This is a genomic window from Cupriavidus sp. HMR-1 (assembly GCF_000319775.1).
Lineage (GTDB): Bacteria > Pseudomonadota > Gammaproteobacteria > Burkholderiales > Burkholderiaceae > Cupriavidus > Cupriavidus metallidurans.
Genome location: NZ_ANKP01000235.1, coordinates 25349 through 40127 on the forward strand (window position 1 = coordinate 25349; position 14779 = coordinate 40127).

Consider the following 14779-nt stretch of genomic DNA (forward strand, 5'->3'; position numbering starts at 1 on the left):
CCGGCTGCCACCAGTGGGTTCAGGCGTGACGGTCCTCGTCATCGATGACGTCGTCATCGTCCATGTCGCGCAGCGGCGCCAGGTCGTCGTCATCGGAAAGGTCATCCGGTTCGCCGCCCCGCGCGCGAAACTCCAGGCCGAGTCGCAGGAACAGGTCGAACGCGTCCGCCAGCAGATGCTTCTGCCGTGGCAGCAGGCTGGCGTAGGGCATGTCGTAGATCGACTGGTGCGTGCCGCGCGCACCCTTGAGCCCGCGATCGCGCGCAATGTCGGACAGCAGAGCTGCAAAGCCCGACAGGTCCTGCGCCGCGAGCGCGGTATTGAGCACACGCGCGATGACTTGCGGCGATGCGGCCGCCCAGCCGATGACCTCGGCGTTAGAAGCGGAATCGTGGGATAGGTCGCTGATTTCCATGGCTGTCTTAACGGCCCCGTGCACGCTGGCTTGAGCCGCAACCGCCACGCTCCCCCTTAGGAGGGGAAGTCAGCTTCGGCGGCGCGGCTGCGTGGCGCGCTTCGCCTCGGCGCTGGGAGGCGTCTTCGCGACATGCTCGCGCGGAATCTGCTTGTAGGTGACGGCGCCATCGCGCCCTTGATTGGCCTTCAGGTGGTTACGCGCGCCGCAGAGCGGGCAGCGAAAAAGCGGGCCCTGCCCCTCGTTGTGGATCTCCACCTCGTCGGGCGCCCAGCGCGCACCGCAAGACTGGTTGTGGCAAAAAAACATTGTCGACTCCGGAAATTGCGGCGAATCGTAACATGCGGCCCCGCCAGCGGCGGCGGCCTAGCCGTTGTTCTGGACCCAGTGCCTCGCCCATGCGCCTGCCGCCATGCGAGCTTCGGCGGCCGTGGGGTACGTGGCAGGCGGCCCTCCCGCCTCCTGTACCACCGCGCCGGCTTCCCAGATATCGCACCACGCCTTGTATCGCTCCCTGCCCAGCGCCTGCCAGAACAGGTGCACGACAAACCCGCGGTATTCGAACATGTCTGAGCCGCTATCCGGCGAGATGGACGCCCGCGCCATCGCGCGGGGGTCCTGCGCCGTGGCTGCGTCATCGTCATCGGCAACCTGCCGCGCGCGGCGCATCCCTAGCGCGGCGCACAGGCTGGCAGCCAGCGCGCCAGCCAGAAGTCCCGCCGCGAACCAGCAGATCCTGCTCGTGAACTGCGCATCGCGCTGCAACATCGGCACCTCCGTCTGCGGACGGATGTCCGGAGCTTCGTTGCGTTTCAGGTTACACCAATGCAACGTCGAAGCCAGCCCCGCGTCGCGCACGCGGTCCGCCATGAAAATCAGAATCCGGCACGTGCAATGGGCGGACAAGGTGGATATACTGTACATTCATACAGTATCGGAAATCTCCGAAACGTCTCCGAAACATCCCCGAACCATCACCTCTCCGCCGCCCTGCCATGCCCGCCTATCAGCCTGCCTCGATCCTGCTGGAAGCCCACTACTTCGGCGACGATGCCGAGATGCTGCGCCTGCCTTGCGCGAGCGTCACGGTGCAGAGCGGCGCAATTCTCGTCGATGGCGTTGAGATCCGGCATCTGCACGCGCTGCGCTGGACGCCGGACTACCTGTCGTTCAGCGATGGCGGCGACCACCATCGCTACCCGGTCAGCCGTCCCGCCGTGATCGGGCCACAGGCCGCACGCTTCGCGCTGCTCTAGTGCTCTAGTGCTCTAGTGCTCTAGCGGCGCCGCAGCAACGCGCCCGCGTACTCGGCACGCGACCCAAGCTCGCGCTCGATCCGCAGCAGGCGGTTGTACTTGGCGGTGCGATCCGCGCGCGACATCGACCCCGTCTTGATCTGCCCGCATTGCAGCGCCACGGCAAGGTCGGCGATCGTCACATCCTCGGTTTCACCCGAGCGATGCGACATCACGGCCGAATACCCGTAACCATGGGCCACGCGAACCGTCTCGCGCATCTCGCTCAGCGTACCAATCTGGTTGGCCTTGACCAGAATGGCGTTGGCCACGCCCTGCTCCACCCCCTGCCTCAGCAAGGTCGGATGCGTGCAGAACACGTCGTCGCCAACAAGCTGGCACCGCTTGCCGAGCTTCCGCGTCAGCAATTGCCAGCCCATCGCATCGTCTTCCGCCATCCCATCCTCGATCGAAACAATCGGATAGCGGTCCGCAAGGCGTACCAGATAGGCCACCTGCTCCTCGCGCGAGCGCTCGACGCCCTCGCCCTGATAGACATAGCTGCCGTTGACATATAGCTCGCTGGCGGCGGGGTCGATGGCCAGCGCGATGTCGTCGCCGGGGCGATAGCCTGCCTTGGCGATGGCTGCGACCAGAATGTCCAACGCCTCCTCGGCAGCGTGAAATTCGGGCGCGAAGCCACCCTCATCGCCCACGTTGGTGGTGTAGCCGGCAGCCTTCAGCATGCCGCGTAGCGTATGGAAAACTTCCGAGCCGGCACGTACCGCCTCAGTAAAGGTTGGTGCCCCGGCAGGCACGATCATGAATTCCTGAAAATCGAGCGCATTGTCGGCATGGGCTCCGCCATTGATCACGTTGATCAGCGGCACGGGCAGCAACGAAGCACGCTCTCCGCCAAGATAGGCGAACAGCGGCAGACCGTTCGACACCGCAGCCGCGTGAGCCACGGCCAGGGACACGCCGAGCAACGCGTTGGCGCCGAGCCGACGCTTATCCGGGGTGCCGTCGAGGTCGATCATGATCGTGTCGATCTCGGGTTGGTCACCGGCATCGCGCCCGAGTAGTGCCTCACGCAACTCGGTGTTGACGGCCTGAACCGCCCGCGACACGCCACGCCCCAGATAGCGTCGCCGATCGGCATCGCGCAACTCCACAGCCTCGCGCGCGCCGGTCGATGCCCCCGACGGCACAATGGCTCGGCCGACCGCGCCGTCGTCGAGCACGACCTCCACCTCCACCGTCGGATTACCCCGACTATCGAGCACTTCCAGTCCCCGGATCTCAGCCACCTGGCTCATTCGCGCACTCCTTTTGTGAGAAAAATGAAGATGCGTCGATCCTAAAAGGCTTTCACCAAGCTGAATATCGCGTTATTTTCCTCAATTCGTCAGTTTTTCTCACACAGCAGGAGCATACGGTGCGAACCCTGCCCCCAATGTCAACCTTGCGCGCGTTCGAGGCCACGGCCCGTACGGGCTCCGTGACCCGCGCCGCCGAAGAGCTATTTCGCACGCACGGCGCAGTCAGTCGGCAGTTGCGCCAATTGCAGGAGCACGCGGGCGTGGAGCTATTCGAGCGCGAGGGGACCGGTCTGCGCCTGAACGAGCACGGCCAGGCGCTCTATGAGGTGGTACGCACGGCGCTGGACCAGCTCGAACAAGGTTACGGTCGTCTGCTCGATCAGGCGCGCGGGCCTACGCTGCACGTGGCATGTAGCGCAACCTTCGCGATGCGCTGGCTGGTACCCGAACTGGTCGACTTCTATCGGCTGCGACCCGATATCCGTATTCGGCTCTCGATGACATCGGCGCGCGAGATCCGCACCGAAGGCGCAGATGTGGTGATTGCCTGGGACCTGTCGTCATACCCCGCCGCCGAACGACAACGCGCGATCCAGCTGGCGCCGGTCGCCTTCGGCCCGGTCTGCGCACCCGCCTATGCGCCGGAAGTGGCCACCGGCGCGCGCATCACGCACGATTTCACATCGAGCGCGTGGGACCAGTGGGAAGCGCTGACTGGTCACCACATCGCACCCGGCGCCGGGCTGACGTTTCCGCACACGCATCTGTGCATCCAGGCCGCCCTGTCGGGGCTGGGCGTGGCGCTGATCGAGCAACGGCTGATCCAGGCGGAACTGGCGGCAGGCACCCTCGTGGCGCCCTATGGATTCACCGCATTTGGCGGCGGCCTGATGGCGGTCCCGGCCACCCGCGACGTGCCGGCCGATGCCGATGTGTTTATCGCGTGGCTGCAGCGTCGGCTATTGCCGCCGGTCGACTCTCGCGCCCCGCGACAGGCAGGACAAACCGAAGCGTAGTGCCCACCTGCCCTTCCACCAGCCGCGCCTGACTGCCGTTCAACTGAAGCATTCGCTGCACGATCAGCAGGCCGAGCCCGCCGCCCCGGTGCGCGCCGCCCGACGGAAACGGCCGCTGGAACAACGACTCACGCAAGGCCGGCGGAATCCCCGGCCCCGTATCGCTGACCGTCACCGCCACGCTGCCATTCTGGCTGGTCAGGTCGACTTCGACAGTGCCGCCCGCCGGTGTATGGCGAATCGCGTTGTCGAGCAGGTTCGTCAGCACGCGCTCGATCATGCCGAGGTCGGCGGTGACGGCAGGCAGCACGGGCGGCACGCCGGCGCGCAATTGCAGATGCTTGGCCTCGGCCGGCAGGGCGAATTTCTCGAGCACGTCCTGTGTCAGGTCGACGATCGAGAATGTCTCGGGCATCGCCTGAACCATGCCGTGTTCGAGCCGCGCCAGTTCGAACAGCGACTGCGCCAGCCCGCCCACCTTGGCGCTCTGCGCCAGCGCGATGGCAAGGTAGCGCTGGCGTTCCTCGGCACTGAGCTTGTCCGCCTTCAGCGAGAGCGTTTCCAGATACCCGTGCAGCGACGTCAGCGGTGTGCGCAGGTCGTGCGAGATATTGGCCACCATCTCGCGCCGCTCCTGATCCTGCTGCTTGAGCGCGCGCCATTGCGTCTCGATCCGGTCGGCCATCTGACGGAACGCCGTGCGTAGCGCGGCGATCTCGTCGCGCTGCATCGGTTCTTGTATCCGGTCGGCAGCTCCGGCACCCGGGATGCCTGAACCCCGCGAATCGCCGGCATCGCCCGAATCAAATTGCCGGATCTCGATCGTCAGGCGTCGCAGCGGGCGCGTGATCAGGCCGAAAGCCACCAGACCCGCCACCAGCCCGAGCGCGGCCACCAACGCCATCGACCAGAGCGTGGTCCGCATGACCGCGTCGCGCGATGCCAGCGCGGCCAGCTTGTCATGCGCCTCGCCCTGCAGCACCACGTAGATATAGCCGCCCTGCCGCAACGGCGCCGCGCTGAACACCTTCCGCCCGCTGTCGCTGCGCGGGTCGTCGCCAAAGATCGGCAGCGCCCCACCGTCGATCAGCTTCTTCACCGGCGCCAGGTTCACGTGATCGCGCACCAGGTGCCCGGCCGGCGCATCGTGCCCGCGAATGCGTCCCTGATCGTCGAGTAGATAAACCTCAACGCTCGGATTCACGACCATCAACTGCCCGAAGAGTTGGCGCAATGCCTGCGGCGCGATGGCGCTCTGATCCTCTAGCAGCGCATTGCGCGCGATGTATGCGGCGAGGCCGCGCGATATGTCCTGGACCACCTCTTTCTCATGCATCGCGTTGGCCCGCACCTGCAGCCAGGCGGAGGCCCCGCAGCAGGCCAGCAACAACGCGGCGAAGACGGCGGACAGCCGTTGTGTCAGGGACAGGTTCACGATGCTTCCCCTTTGTCCTGCGTGGCGTCGGCTTGCGGATCGGCCACGAACCGATAGCCGCGCCGCCACACCGTCAGGATGCGCTTCGGCTGCGCCGGATCGACCTCGATCTTGGTGCGCAGCCGGTTGATATGCGTGTTCACCGTGTGCTCGTAGCCCTCGTGCTGGTAGCCCCACACCGCGTTGAGCAAATCCATGCGTGAGAACACCTTGTCCGGATGGCGCGCGAAGTAGTACAGCAGGTCGAACTCGCGCGGGGTCAGGTCGAGACGCTTGCCGTCGACAGCGGCCTCTCGCGCGAGAGGATCAATGGCCAGTCCGGCCAGCTCCAGACTGCCGGCATCGGCCCGCACGTCACGCGCCATTGCCTCCACCCGGCGCAGCAGCGCCTTGACGCGCGCCACCAGTTCCAGCACCGAAAACGGCTTGGCCAGATAGTCGTCGGCACCGAGTTCGAGCCCCAGGATGCGATGCACCTCGCTGGAGCGCGCGCTGGTGATGATGATCGGCGTGTAGCGCGTCATCGCCCGGGCCCGGCGGCAGATCTCGAGACCATCCACGCCCGGCAGCATCAGGTCCAGCACCAGCGCATCCCAACCGCCCTGCTCCAGCAGGCGCAGCCCCTCAGCGCCATCAGCGCTATGCACGACTTCGTAGCGCTCGTCGCGCAGGTGCATGGCCAGCACGTTGGCGATACCGACATCGTCTTCAACCAGCAGAATGCGTTTGGCGTGTTCCATGGTGCGGCGGCTTGGCCCTCGGTTCTGAACTGGCTCTATTGTGCAGAAATCCGCCATTCCAGTTATCACGAATTGTTTAAGGTTTGGCGAGGACTCCGCCATGGATGGTTGCCTACCATGCGTTCAACCCATCCCGAACACGGAGACCACCATGCGCATCACCAGACGCTTTCTGCTTTCGGGCGGCTCGCTGACCGCTACGCTTGCCGTCGTCGGCGGCTGGCGGCTGCTGGCCACCGGCAATGCCAACGCCGCCGGAGCCGGCGCCCAATCCTTCGAAGTCACATTGAGCGACGAGGCGTGGCGCCAGAAGCTGACGCCGGCCCAGTACACGGTACTGCGCCACGAAGGCACCGAGCGCCCGTTCAGCAGCCCGCTCAATGATGAGCATCGCAAGGGCGTTTTCTCGTGCGCGGGCTGCCAGCTCGACCTGTTCTCGTCGTCGACCAAGTTCGACAGCGGCACTGGCTGGCCGAGCTTCTGGGCGCCGCTGGCCAACGCGGTGGGCACCACCGAGGACCGCACGTTCGGCATGGCGCGCACGGCAGTGCATTGCCGCCGTTGCGGCGGCCACCTTGGCCACGTGTTCGACGACGGCCCCAAGCCTACGGGACTGCGCTACTGCATGAATGGCGTAGCCATGACGTTCCGCCCCGTATCCGCCTGACCAGGCCCATCGCGGACCCATCACGGACCAATTGCCATGCTGCTACTGATCCTCTCCTACCTGGGCGGCGCGCTCACGATCCTGAGCCCCTGCATCCTGCCCGTATTGCCGTTCGTGTTCGCGCGCGCCGATCAACCATTCGTGCGCAGCGGCCTGCCTCTGCTGGCCGGCATGGGCCTCACCTTCGCCGGCGTGGCCACGCTCGCCGCGGTCGGTGGCGGCTGGGTCGCTCAAGCCAACCAGTATGGCCGCTGGCTCGCCATCGCCCTACTGGCCGTGTTCGGACTGACGCTGCTGCTGCCCCGGCTTGCCGAACGCCTGATGCGGCCGCTGGTGAATGCGGGCAGCCGGCTGTCGAACTTCGCGCAGGCCGACGGCAAACCCGCCAGCCCCGCATCGTCGTTCCTGCTCGGCATTGCCACCGGTCTGCTGTGGGCGCCATGCGCGGGCCCGATCCTCGGTCTCGTGCTGACCGGCGCCGCCCTTCAGGGGGCAAGCCTGGGCACCACGCTGCTGCTGTTGGCCTACGCCGCAGGCGCGGCCACATCGCTGGCGGTGGCCCTGTTGATCGGCGGACGCGTATTCGCAGCGATGAAGCGTTCGCTCGACGCTGGCGAATGGGTTCGTCGCGGGATCGGCGTGGCGATGCTGGCCGGCGTCGCGGCAATCGCGCTTGGACTCGACACAGGCATCCTGACACGCGTCTCGACCGTGGCCACCGGCGGCCTGGAGCAGCGCCTGGTCGACGCACTGGGACACAAGGACCGTAGCGGCGGCGCGATGATGGCCGCCACCAGCGTGCCAGCAGAAGGCGGAGCCATGATGATGCGAGCCGTCGACCGTCCCGCCACACTGCCAGTGGAAGGCCAGTTCCCCGGCCTCAATGGCGCGGTGGAATGGCTCAACTCGCCGCCGCTGACTGCGGAAGCGCTACGCGGCAAGGTCGTGCTGGTCGATTTCTGGACGTACTCGTGCATCAACTGCCTGCGCACGCTGCCCTACGTAAAGGCCTGGGCGGAGAAATACCGGGATCAGGGCCTGGTCGTCATCGGCGTCCATGCCCCCGAGTTCGCGTTCGAACGCAATATCGACAACGTCCGCAAGGCCACGAAGGATCTCGGCGTGACCTACCCGGTGGCCATCGACAACAACTACGCGATCTGGCGCGCGTTCAACAACAACTACTGGCCGGCGCATTACTTCATCGACGCCCAGGGGCGCGTGCGCTTCCATCATTTCGGCGAAGGCGAATACGAGAAATCGGAAGCCGTGATCCGGCAACTGCTGGCTGAAGCGGGCCACGCGGACGTGACGAAGGTGGCAATGACCGCGGACAACGCCATGCACGGCGTGGAGATGCCCGCCGATGCCAGCGCGCTGCGTTCGCAGGAGACCTATGTGGGCTACGCCCGTGCCGAGAACTTCGCGTCTCCGGGTGGCGCCCGGCCGGATCAATCCAAGGAATACGCCGCGCCGGCCCGCCCCACGCTCAATGAGTGGGGCCTGGCGGGCAACTGGAAGGTTGGCGAGGAACAGGCAACGCTGGAACAGGCCAGCGGGAAGATCGTTTATCGCTTCCACGCCCGCGACCTGCACCTGGTGCTCGGCCCAGCCCCGGACGGCAAGCCAGTGCGCTTCCGCGTGACGATCGACGGCAAGGCGCCAGGCGCATCGCACGGCACCGATGTCGCCGCGGATGGCAGCGGGACCGTCACCGGACAGCGCCTGTATCAACTCGTACGCCAGCAAGGCGACGTCGCCGATCGCACGTTCGCCATCGAGTTCCTCGACCCCGGCGTGCAGGCCTATGCGTTCACGTTCGGCTGATCTACGCTACTTTCAAGGAGTCTGACCATGGATGCCATGACGACACTGCAACGCTGGACCCGCCCCACCACGCTGAAGCTCGCAAGCTTGGCCATGCTGATGGTGGCGGCCGCAATGTGGGAGCTACCCGCGATCTCGGCCGAGGCCGCCGTGAAGATCCCCGCGCCGGCCGTCGACGAAAGAGCCGGCACGAGCCATACCGAGACCGCCGTGTTCGCCGGTGGATGTTTCTGGGGCGTGCAAGGCGTGTTCCAACATGTCCGCGGCGTTACACGGGTAACGTCCGGTTACTCCGGCGGCTCGGCCAGCAACGCGCAATACGAGATGGTGGGCAGCGGCACGACCGGACACGCGGAGTCGGTCGAAATCCGCTACGACCCCACCCAGATCAGCTATGGCAAGCTGCTGCAGATTTTCTTCTCGGTCGCGCACAATCCCACGCAACTGAACTATCAGGGGCCCGATCACGGCACGCAGTACCGCTCGGCGATCTTCCCGCGCTCGCCTGTGCAACGCTCGATTGCCGAGGCGTATATCGCCCAGCTCGACACGTCGAAAGCGTACCGCGCGCCGATCGTCACGCGCGTCGAGGATTACAAGGGGTTCTTTCCGGCCGAGAACTATCACCAGGATTTTCTCGTCAAGAATCCGAGCTATCCGTATATCGTCATCAATGACCTGCCGAAGATCGGTAATCTGAAAACGATGTTCCCGGACGTGTATCGGAATGATGCGGTGCTGGTATCGAAGGGAGGTTGAAGCGATCGGTGAGAGATGGCGCCAGGGTCAACCCAGCACCTTGACCGCCATCGTCAGAAACCAGCCCGCAGCCAGGCAGGCCCCCACCCATCCAAAACCAATCAGAAATATGTCTCGCCAGTTCATCCGTTCCTACTCCGGCAGCGCAAGCTGCCGTGTCGATGCAATGGGGAAAGGCTAGTCGATGACCGGGTCAGAACCTATGTCCGAAATGTAAGGAAGGATTGCAACGTGCTGTGCTTTATTTCGGACAGCGCTACAAAAGGAAAGAGGAGTTCCTACCCGCATTCTTGCCGCTCGAACTCACAACGCGAGTGCCGGCTACGGAGCCTCAGATTCCAAACCTGCCATTTGTGCGACCGGCGGGACCAAAAGACAAAAGGCCTGACAGGAAACCTGTCAGGCCTTTTATTTTCTGGTCGGGGCGAGAGGATTTGAACCTCCGACCACCTGCACCCCATGCAGGTACGCTACCAGGCTGCGCTACGCCCCGAAGAAGCGAGAGTATATCACCGTCAATTCGACGATGGCTAGTAGTTCAAAGCCAATTTATTGGTGCCGTGCGATCTCTTTCAATTGCGCCAGCAGGTGCTGCACTTCGACCAGGTCGTTGCGCAGCGAATTCAGGTCGACAGAAAGCACTGGTGCCTCCTCGACGGCAACCTGAACCTCACTGGGCTCGGCGCCCACCGCGACGCCAGCGCCGTGATGGCGCCCTTCGTCGAGCCGGTTGCGCGCGCCGTTGATCGTGAAACCTTGCTCGTACAGCAGATCGCGAATCCGGCGAATCAGCAGGACTTCGTGATGCTGGTAGTAACGGCGATTGCCGCGTCGCTTCACGGGCTTGAGCTGGGTGAATTCTTGTTCCCAGTAGCGCAGCACATGCGGCTTGACGGCGCAGAGCTCGCTGACCTCACCGATGGTGAAGTAGCGTTTTGCGGGAATCGGCGGCAGCGCGACGCGCTCGCTGGATTTTTCCGTCATGCGTTGGGTAGTCTGATGTCAGGCCGTGGACCAGAGCCGGTTGGCTCGGTTGGACGCGAACTGCGCGCGGCATTGCAGGATACAGACTGCAATCGCCGCGGGCAATCACCCGGTTGCGCGTCGTTACAGATGTGTGGCTGCCGCGACGATACTGCCCGTGCGGCATGTGCCCTCGCGCGTCAGGCCTCCAGACCTGCGCGCTCCTCCACCTGTGCCTTGAGCTTTTGGCTGGCGTGGAACGTCACCACACGGCGCGCCGTGATCGGGATGATCTCTCCCGTCTTGGGGTTGCGGCCGGGACGTTGCGCCTTGTCGCGCAACTGGAAGTTGCCGAAGCCTGACAGCTTGACGCTGTCACCGCGCTCCAACGCTTCTCGAATCACGTCGAAGAACGCTTCGACCATGTCTTTCGATTCGCGCTTGTTCAGGCCAACCTGATCGAACAGCATCTCTGCAAGTTCGGCTTTGGTCAGGGTTGGCACCTCGGCGGCACGGGCTTCCGGCGATGCATCGTCGAGGGAGGCAGCGTGCCGGTCGCTTGCATCGCCCAGGTCTGCAGCATTCATGGAAATCGTGTCTCGATCGTTCATCCTAGATCGCTCTGTAAAATCTGCCGCGATCCGCCCGGGGGCTGTGCCCGGGCGCTCCAATTGAAGGTGGACTGCCTGATTCGCTTAAGCGCGCAGGCGGGCTTCGAAGCCTGCCGTCAGCGCGTCGATCATGCAGCGCACCGCACTGTCGACTGTCTCGTCCTGGAGGGTCGACCCAGTATCTTGCAACGTTACGCGGAACGCAAGGCTTTTCTCGTCAGCGCCAATGGCCGTCGACGCGGCCTTCGGCCGGAACTCGTCGAACAGTACAAGGCTCTGGACGAAATGGCCGAAGCCGCCCTTGTCCAGCGCCGCACGCATGGCGTCCAGCATGTCTTGCGCACGCAGCGACTGCTTCACGACCACAGCCAGATCGCGCACTGCGGCCGGGAACTTCGAGATCTCCGTGTACACCGGCAGACCTACATTGCGCAGCGCGTCGAGTTCGAGTTCGAACAGCACCGGCGCCTGCGTCAGCTCGTACTTCTGCAGCCAGCGAGGATGGAGTTCACCTACCACGCCGACAGCCTTGCCGTCGACGATCACGCGCGCGGCGCGACCCGGGTGCAGCGCGGGATGCGCCACCGGCTCGAAGCGCGGCACGCGCGGGTGGAACAGCGCTTCCACATCGCCCTTGATGTCGAAGAAATCGATCGGACGCGTGGCCACGCCCCACTGCTCCTCGAATGCCGGGCCGTAGGCGATACCGGCGGCCATCATCGGCTGATGGTAGCCGGCAACGGTCAGGCCGCCGTCGGCTACCTTCGGATCGCGGTGGAACACGCGGCCCACCTCGAACAGCCGCACGCGCGAGGCCTTGCGGTTAAGGTTGTAGCGAACCTTGTCGAGCAAACCACCGATCATCGTGGAGCGCATCACGGCCAGTTGGCTCGCAATCGGATTCAGCAGCCGGATCGGGTTGTTGTTGTCCGCGAAGTCCTGCTCCCACTGCTCTTCCACGAAGGCGAAATTGATCACCTCGTTGAAGTCGCGCGCGGCCAGCGCGTGGCGCACCACGTGTTGCGAGCGGCGGCCTTCGTTGGTCGGACGCATTTCGCTTTCGGCCACAGGCGGGCGGGCCGGGATACGCTCGAAACCATAGATACGCGCGACTTCCTCGATCAGGTCTTCCTCGATCTCGATGTCGAAGCGATAGCTCGGCGGCGTGACTTCGAACACTTCGCCTTCGTCGCCTTGCGAGCGCGTGAACGACAGGTTCAGGCGCTGGAAGACGTCAGCAATCTCCGCCGACGACAGTTCGATACCCAGCACGCGTTCGGCACGCGCCACGCGCAGCTTCACGGGCTGGCGCTGCGGCACATTGACGGTCTGGTCGTCCACCGGGCCGGCCTGACCACCGCAGATGTCGAGAATCAGCGCGGTGATGCGTTCGATATGCTCGACCGTGGTGGCGTAGTCCACGCCACGCTCGAAACGATGCGCGGCATCGGTCGAGAAGTTGTAGCGGCGCGCGCGGCCCTGGATGGCATTGGGCCACCAGAACGCGGCTTCCAGGTAGATATTGGTCGTGTCGAGCGAAACGGCAGTGCTGTCGCCGCCCATGATGCCGGCCAGGCTCTCGATCTCCTTGTCGTCGGCAATCACGCCCACCTGCTCGTCCACCTCGACGGTATTGCCGTTGAGCAGCTTGAGCTGTTCGCCCTTGCGGCCCCAGCGCACATCCAGGCCGCCGTGGATCTTGTCCAGATCGAACACATGCGACGGACGGCCTAGCTCGAGCATCACGTAGTTCGAGATGTCGACCAGCGCCGAGATACTGCGCTGCCCCGAGCGCTCCAGACGCTGCACCATCCATGCTGGCGTGGCCGCGCGTGCGTTTACGCCACGGATGACCCGGCCCGAGAAACGGCCGCACAGGTCCGGCGAGGAGATCTTGACCTGCAGCTTGTCCTGGATCGTCACGGCTACTGGCGACATGTCCGGCAGCGTCAGCGCGGCGCCGGTCAGCGCCGACACTTCGCGCGCAACACCATGGATCGACAGGCAGTCGGCCTTGTTCGGCGTCAGCTTGATCGTGAAGACCTGATCATCGAGATCAAGGTACTGGCGAATGTCCTGACCCACCGGCGCGTCGTCCGGCAGGACCAGCAGACCACCGTGATCTTCGGACAGCTTCAGTTCGCGTGCGGAGCACAACATGCCGAAGCTATCCACGCCGCGCAGCTTGCCGACCTTGATCTCGAACGGCTTGCCGCCCTCTTCACCCGGCGGCAGCACGGCGCCGACCAGCGCGCACGGCACGACGATGCCGGGCTTGACGTTAGGCGCGCCGCAAACGATCTGCAGCGTTTCGCCGGTGCCGGCATCCACCTGGCACACGTTCAGGCGGTCGGCGTTGGGATGGCGTTCAGTGGCCAGCACGCGGGCCACCACGATCTTCGTGAACGGCGGCGCAACGGGGCCCACTTCTTCCACTTCGAGCCCGGCCATGGTCAGGCTGTGCGACAGCGCGTCGGTGGAGATCTTTTCAGGGTTGGCGAACGTGCGAAGCCAGGATTCCGAGAATTGCATGGCGCTTCTGATCCGGTAGGTATTCTGAGTTGTCTGGGACGTTGGAGCTGCGTTATTGCTTCGGGCGGTACGCCATATCAGGCGAACTGGCGCAGGAAGCGCACATCGCCTTCGAAGAACAGTCGCAGGTCATTGATGCCATAGCGCAGCATCGTCAGGCGCTCGAGGCCGGAGCCGAACGCAAAGCCGATGTAGCGCTCGGGATCGAGGCCCATATTGCGCAGCACGTTGGGGTGCACCTGGCCCGAGCCGGAGATTTCCAGCCACTTGCCGTTGCCGAACGCCATGTCGATTTCAGCCGACGGCTCGGTGAACGGGAAGTACGACGGACGGAAGCGCACCTGGATATCGTCGCGCTCGAAGAACTTGCGCAGGAAATCGGTGTAGACGCCCTTCAGGTCGGCGAAGCTCACGTTGTCGCCAATCCACAGGCCTTCCACCTGATTGAACATCGGCGAGTGCGTGGCATCACTATCCACGCGGTACGTGCGACCCGGGCAGATCACCTTGATCGGCGGCATGGCGCGACCGGCGTACTTCTCGACGTGCATGCGCGCGTAACGCACCTGCATCGGGCTGGTGTGGGTACGCAGCAGCAGGAGCTTGTCGTCGCTGTCGCGGCCGTCCACATAGAACGTGTCCTGCATCGAGCGCGCCGGATGGTTGTCCGGGTTGTTCAGCGCGGTGAAGTTCATCCAGTCGGTTTCGATTTCAGGGCCGTCGGCCACGTCGAAACCGATCGAGCCGAAGATCTGCTCGACACGCTCCCAGGTACGCATCACCGGATGCACGCTGCCACGCGCAACAGAGCGGCCGGGCAGCGTCACATCGATAGCTTCCGCGGCCAGACGCGCGTTCATCAGCGCATCGGCCAGCGCCTGGCGGCGGGCCTGCAGCGCGGCTTCCACCTGCTGCTTGACCTGGTTGATGCGCGCACCTTCGGTCTTGCGCGTTTCCGGGTCCAGCTTGCCGAGGCCCTTGAGCAGCTCGGTCAGCGCACCGGTCTTACCCAGAAAGCGGGCCTTTTCGTTTTCCAGCGTGGCGTTGTCGTTGGCGGCGGCGAAAGCAGCCTGGGCGTCGGCGACGACTTGATCCAGATCCAGGGACATGGCAGCAATACGTAGACAAATACGTGGAAAGGTTGACACTGCACGCGGCAATGCGCGTGCGGCGCATCTATTTCGAATGCCGTCTCGGATCGCTCCGATCGACACGACATTCGAAATAAAAACGGGGCTCGGTGAGGAGCCCCGTTTC

15 protein-coding genes and 1 tRNA gene are annotated in these 14779 nt (G+C 64.5%); 5 read left to right on the forward strand and 11 right to left on the reverse strand.

Annotated features, from left to right (window positions below; translation table 11 throughout):
• Positions 1–19 precede the first annotated feature (19 nt).
• From D769_RS24190 to D769_RS24200, 3 genes are all read right to left on the reverse strand, one after another.
• Complete coding sequence (locus tag D769_RS24190) at positions 20–415, reverse strand: hypothetical protein (protein WP_008650454.1); 396 nt, start codon at positions 413–415, stop codon at positions 20–22.
• Between the two features lie 69 nt (positions 416–484).
• On the reverse strand, positions 485–724 hold the full coding sequence (locus tag D769_RS24195) for a hypothetical protein (protein WP_008650455.1): 240 nt from the start codon (positions 722–724) through the stop codon (positions 485–487).
• A 57-nt stretch (positions 725–781) separates the two neighbouring features.
• The gene (locus tag D769_RS24200) at positions 782–1285 is read right to left on the reverse strand and encodes a hypothetical protein (protein WP_008650457.1); all 504 of its coding nucleotides are present in this window, start codon (positions 1283–1285) and stop codon (positions 782–784) included.
• 125 nt (positions 1286–1410) lie between these two features.
• Here D769_RS24200 and D769_RS24205 point away from each other — a divergent pair, with 125 nt between their 5' ends.
• Positions 1411–1671, forward strand: coding sequence for a hypothetical protein (locus tag D769_RS24205; RefSeq protein ID WP_008650459.1), 261 nt, complete (start codon positions 1411–1413; stop codon positions 1669–1671).
• 20 nt (positions 1672–1691) lie between these two features.
• On the opposite strand, the gene eno is transcribed toward D769_RS24205, so the two are convergent.
• On the reverse strand, positions 1692–2969 hold the full coding sequence (gene eno, locus D769_RS24210) for a phosphopyruvate hydratase (RefSeq protein ID WP_008650460.1): 1278 nt from the start codon (positions 2967–2969) through the stop codon (positions 1692–1694).
• 119 nt (positions 2970–3088) lie between these two features.
• Here eno and D769_RS24215 point away from each other — a divergent pair, with 119 nt between their 5' ends.
• The gene (locus D769_RS24215; protein WP_035881878.1) at positions 3089–3988 is read left to right on the forward strand and encodes a LysR substrate-binding domain-containing protein; all 900 of its coding nucleotides are present in this window, start codon (positions 3089–3091) and stop codon (positions 3986–3988) included.
• Here the strand turns inward: D769_RS24215 and D769_RS24220 are convergent.
• Both D769_RS24220 and D769_RS24225 read right to left on the reverse strand, forming a co-directional pair.
• Positions 3909–5423: a HAMP domain-containing sensor histidine kinase gene (locus tag D769_RS24220; RefSeq protein ID WP_008650463.1), complete on the reverse strand. Its 1515-nt coding sequence runs from the start codon at positions 5421–5423 to the stop codon at positions 3909–3911. The genes D769_RS24215 and D769_RS24220 overlap by 80 nt on opposite strands.
• On the reverse strand, positions 5420–6163 hold the full coding sequence (locus tag D769_RS24225) for a response regulator transcription factor (protein ID WP_008650465.1): 744 nt from the start codon (positions 6161–6163) through the stop codon (positions 5420–5422). Before D769_RS24225 ends, D769_RS24220 begins: the two co-directional genes overlap by 4 nt.
• Positions 6164–6314: 151 nt before the next feature.
• On the opposite strand from D769_RS24225, the gene msrB reads away from it, so the two are divergent.
• The 3 genes from msrB to msrA are packed head-to-tail and all read left to right on the forward strand — an operon-like array spanning position 6315 to position 9416.
• Positions 6315–6830 carry a peptide-methionine (R)-S-oxide reductase MsrB gene (gene msrB / locus D769_RS24230; RefSeq protein WP_008650467.1) on the forward strand — a complete coding sequence of 172 codons (516 nt, stop codon included), beginning with the start codon at positions 6315–6317 and terminating at the stop codon, positions 6828–6830.
• Between the two features lie 36 nt (positions 6831–6866).
• A complete protein-coding gene (locus tag D769_RS24235) occupies positions 6867–8657 on the forward strand; it encodes a cytochrome c biogenesis protein DipZ (protein WP_008650468.1) in 1791 nt (596 codons plus the stop codon).
• 27 nt (positions 8658–8684) lie between these two features.
• Positions 8685–9416 (forward strand): peptide-methionine (S)-S-oxide reductase MsrA, encoded by a 732-nt coding sequence (gene msrA, locus D769_RS24240; protein WP_008650471.1) that lies wholly within the window; start codon positions 8685–8687, stop codon positions 9414–9416.
• A 416-nt stretch (positions 9417–9832) separates the two neighbouring features.
• Here msrA and D769_RS24245 read toward each other — a convergent pair.
• The 5 genes from D769_RS24245 to pheS all read right to left on the reverse strand — a co-directional run bounded on the left by D769_RS24245 (position 9833) and on the right by pheS (position 14631).
• Positions 9833–9909, reverse strand: a tRNA-Pro gene (locus D769_RS24245).
• Positions 9910–9965: 56 nt separating this feature from the next.
• A complete protein-coding gene (locus D769_RS24250) occupies positions 9966–10400 on the reverse strand; it encodes a MerR family transcriptional regulator (RefSeq protein WP_008650473.1) in 435 nt (144 codons plus the stop codon).
• Positions 10401–10579: 179 nt separating this feature from the next.
• Positions 10580–10990: an integration host factor subunit alpha gene (locus D769_RS24255; RefSeq protein ID WP_008650476.1), complete on the reverse strand. Its 411-nt coding sequence runs from the start codon at positions 10988–10990 to the stop codon at positions 10580–10582.
• A gap of 84 nt (positions 10991–11074) precedes the next feature.
• Positions 11075–13522 carry a phenylalanine--tRNA ligase subunit beta gene (gene pheT / locus D769_RS24260; protein ID WP_008650477.1) on the reverse strand — a complete coding sequence of 816 codons (2448 nt, stop codon included), beginning with the start codon at positions 13520–13522 and terminating at the stop codon, positions 11075–11077.
• A gap of 77 nt (positions 13523–13599) precedes the next feature.
• Complete coding sequence (pheS, locus tag D769_RS24265; RefSeq protein ID WP_008650479.1) at positions 13600–14631, reverse strand: phenylalanine--tRNA ligase subunit alpha; 1032 nt, start codon at positions 14629–14631, stop codon at positions 13600–13602.
• Between the last annotated feature and the right edge of the window lie 148 nt (positions 14632–14779).

Bases quoted from the DNA above. Each gene is read 5' to 3' on its own strand.
- msrA (WP_008650471.1), top strand. From the start codon at position 8,685: ATGGATGCCATGACGACACTGCAACGCTGGACCCGCCCCACCACGCTG.
- D769_RS24200 (WP_008650457.1), bottom strand. From the start codon at position 1,285: ATGGCGGACCGCGTGCGCGACGCGGGGCTGGCTTCGACGTTGCATTGG.
- D769_RS24190 (WP_008650454.1), bottom strand. From the start codon at position 415: ATGGAAATCAGCGACCTATCCCACGATTCCGCTTCTAACGCCGAGGTC.
- D769_RS24195 (WP_008650455.1), bottom strand. From the start codon at position 724: ATGTTTTTTTGCCACAACCAGTCTTGCGGTGCGCGCTGGGCGCCCGAC.
- D769_RS24205 (WP_008650459.1), top strand. From the start codon at position 1,411: ATGCCCGCCTATCAGCCTGCCTCGATCCTGCTGGAAGCCCACTACTTC.
- D769_RS24225 (WP_008650465.1), bottom strand. From the start codon at position 6,163: ATGGAACACGCCAAACGCATTCTGCTGGTTGAAGACGATGTCGGTATC.
- D769_RS24255 (WP_008650476.1), bottom strand. From the start codon at position 10,990: ATGAACGATCGAGACACGATTTCCATGAATGCTGCAGACCTGGGCGAT.
- D769_RS24250 (WP_008650473.1), bottom strand. From the start codon at position 10,400: ATGACGGAAAAATCCAGCGAGCGCGTCGCGCTGCCGCCGATTCCCGCA.
- D769_RS24235 (WP_008650468.1), top strand. From the start codon at position 6,867: ATGCTGCTACTGATCCTCTCCTACCTGGGCGGCGCGCTCACGATCCTG.
- pheS (WP_008650479.1), bottom strand. From the start codon at position 14,631: ATGTCCCTGGATCTGGATCAAGTCGTCGCCGACGCCCAGGCTGCTTTC.
- eno (WP_008650460.1), bottom strand. From the start codon at position 2,969: ATGAGCCAGGTGGCTGAGATCCGGGGACTGGAAGTGCTCGATAGTCGG.
- msrB (WP_008650467.1), top strand. From the start codon at position 6,315: ATGCGCATCACCAGACGCTTTCTGCTTTCGGGCGGCTCGCTGACCGCT.
- pheT (WP_008650477.1), bottom strand. From the start codon at position 13,522: ATGCAATTCTCGGAATCCTGGCTTCGCACGTTCGCCAACCCTGAAAAG.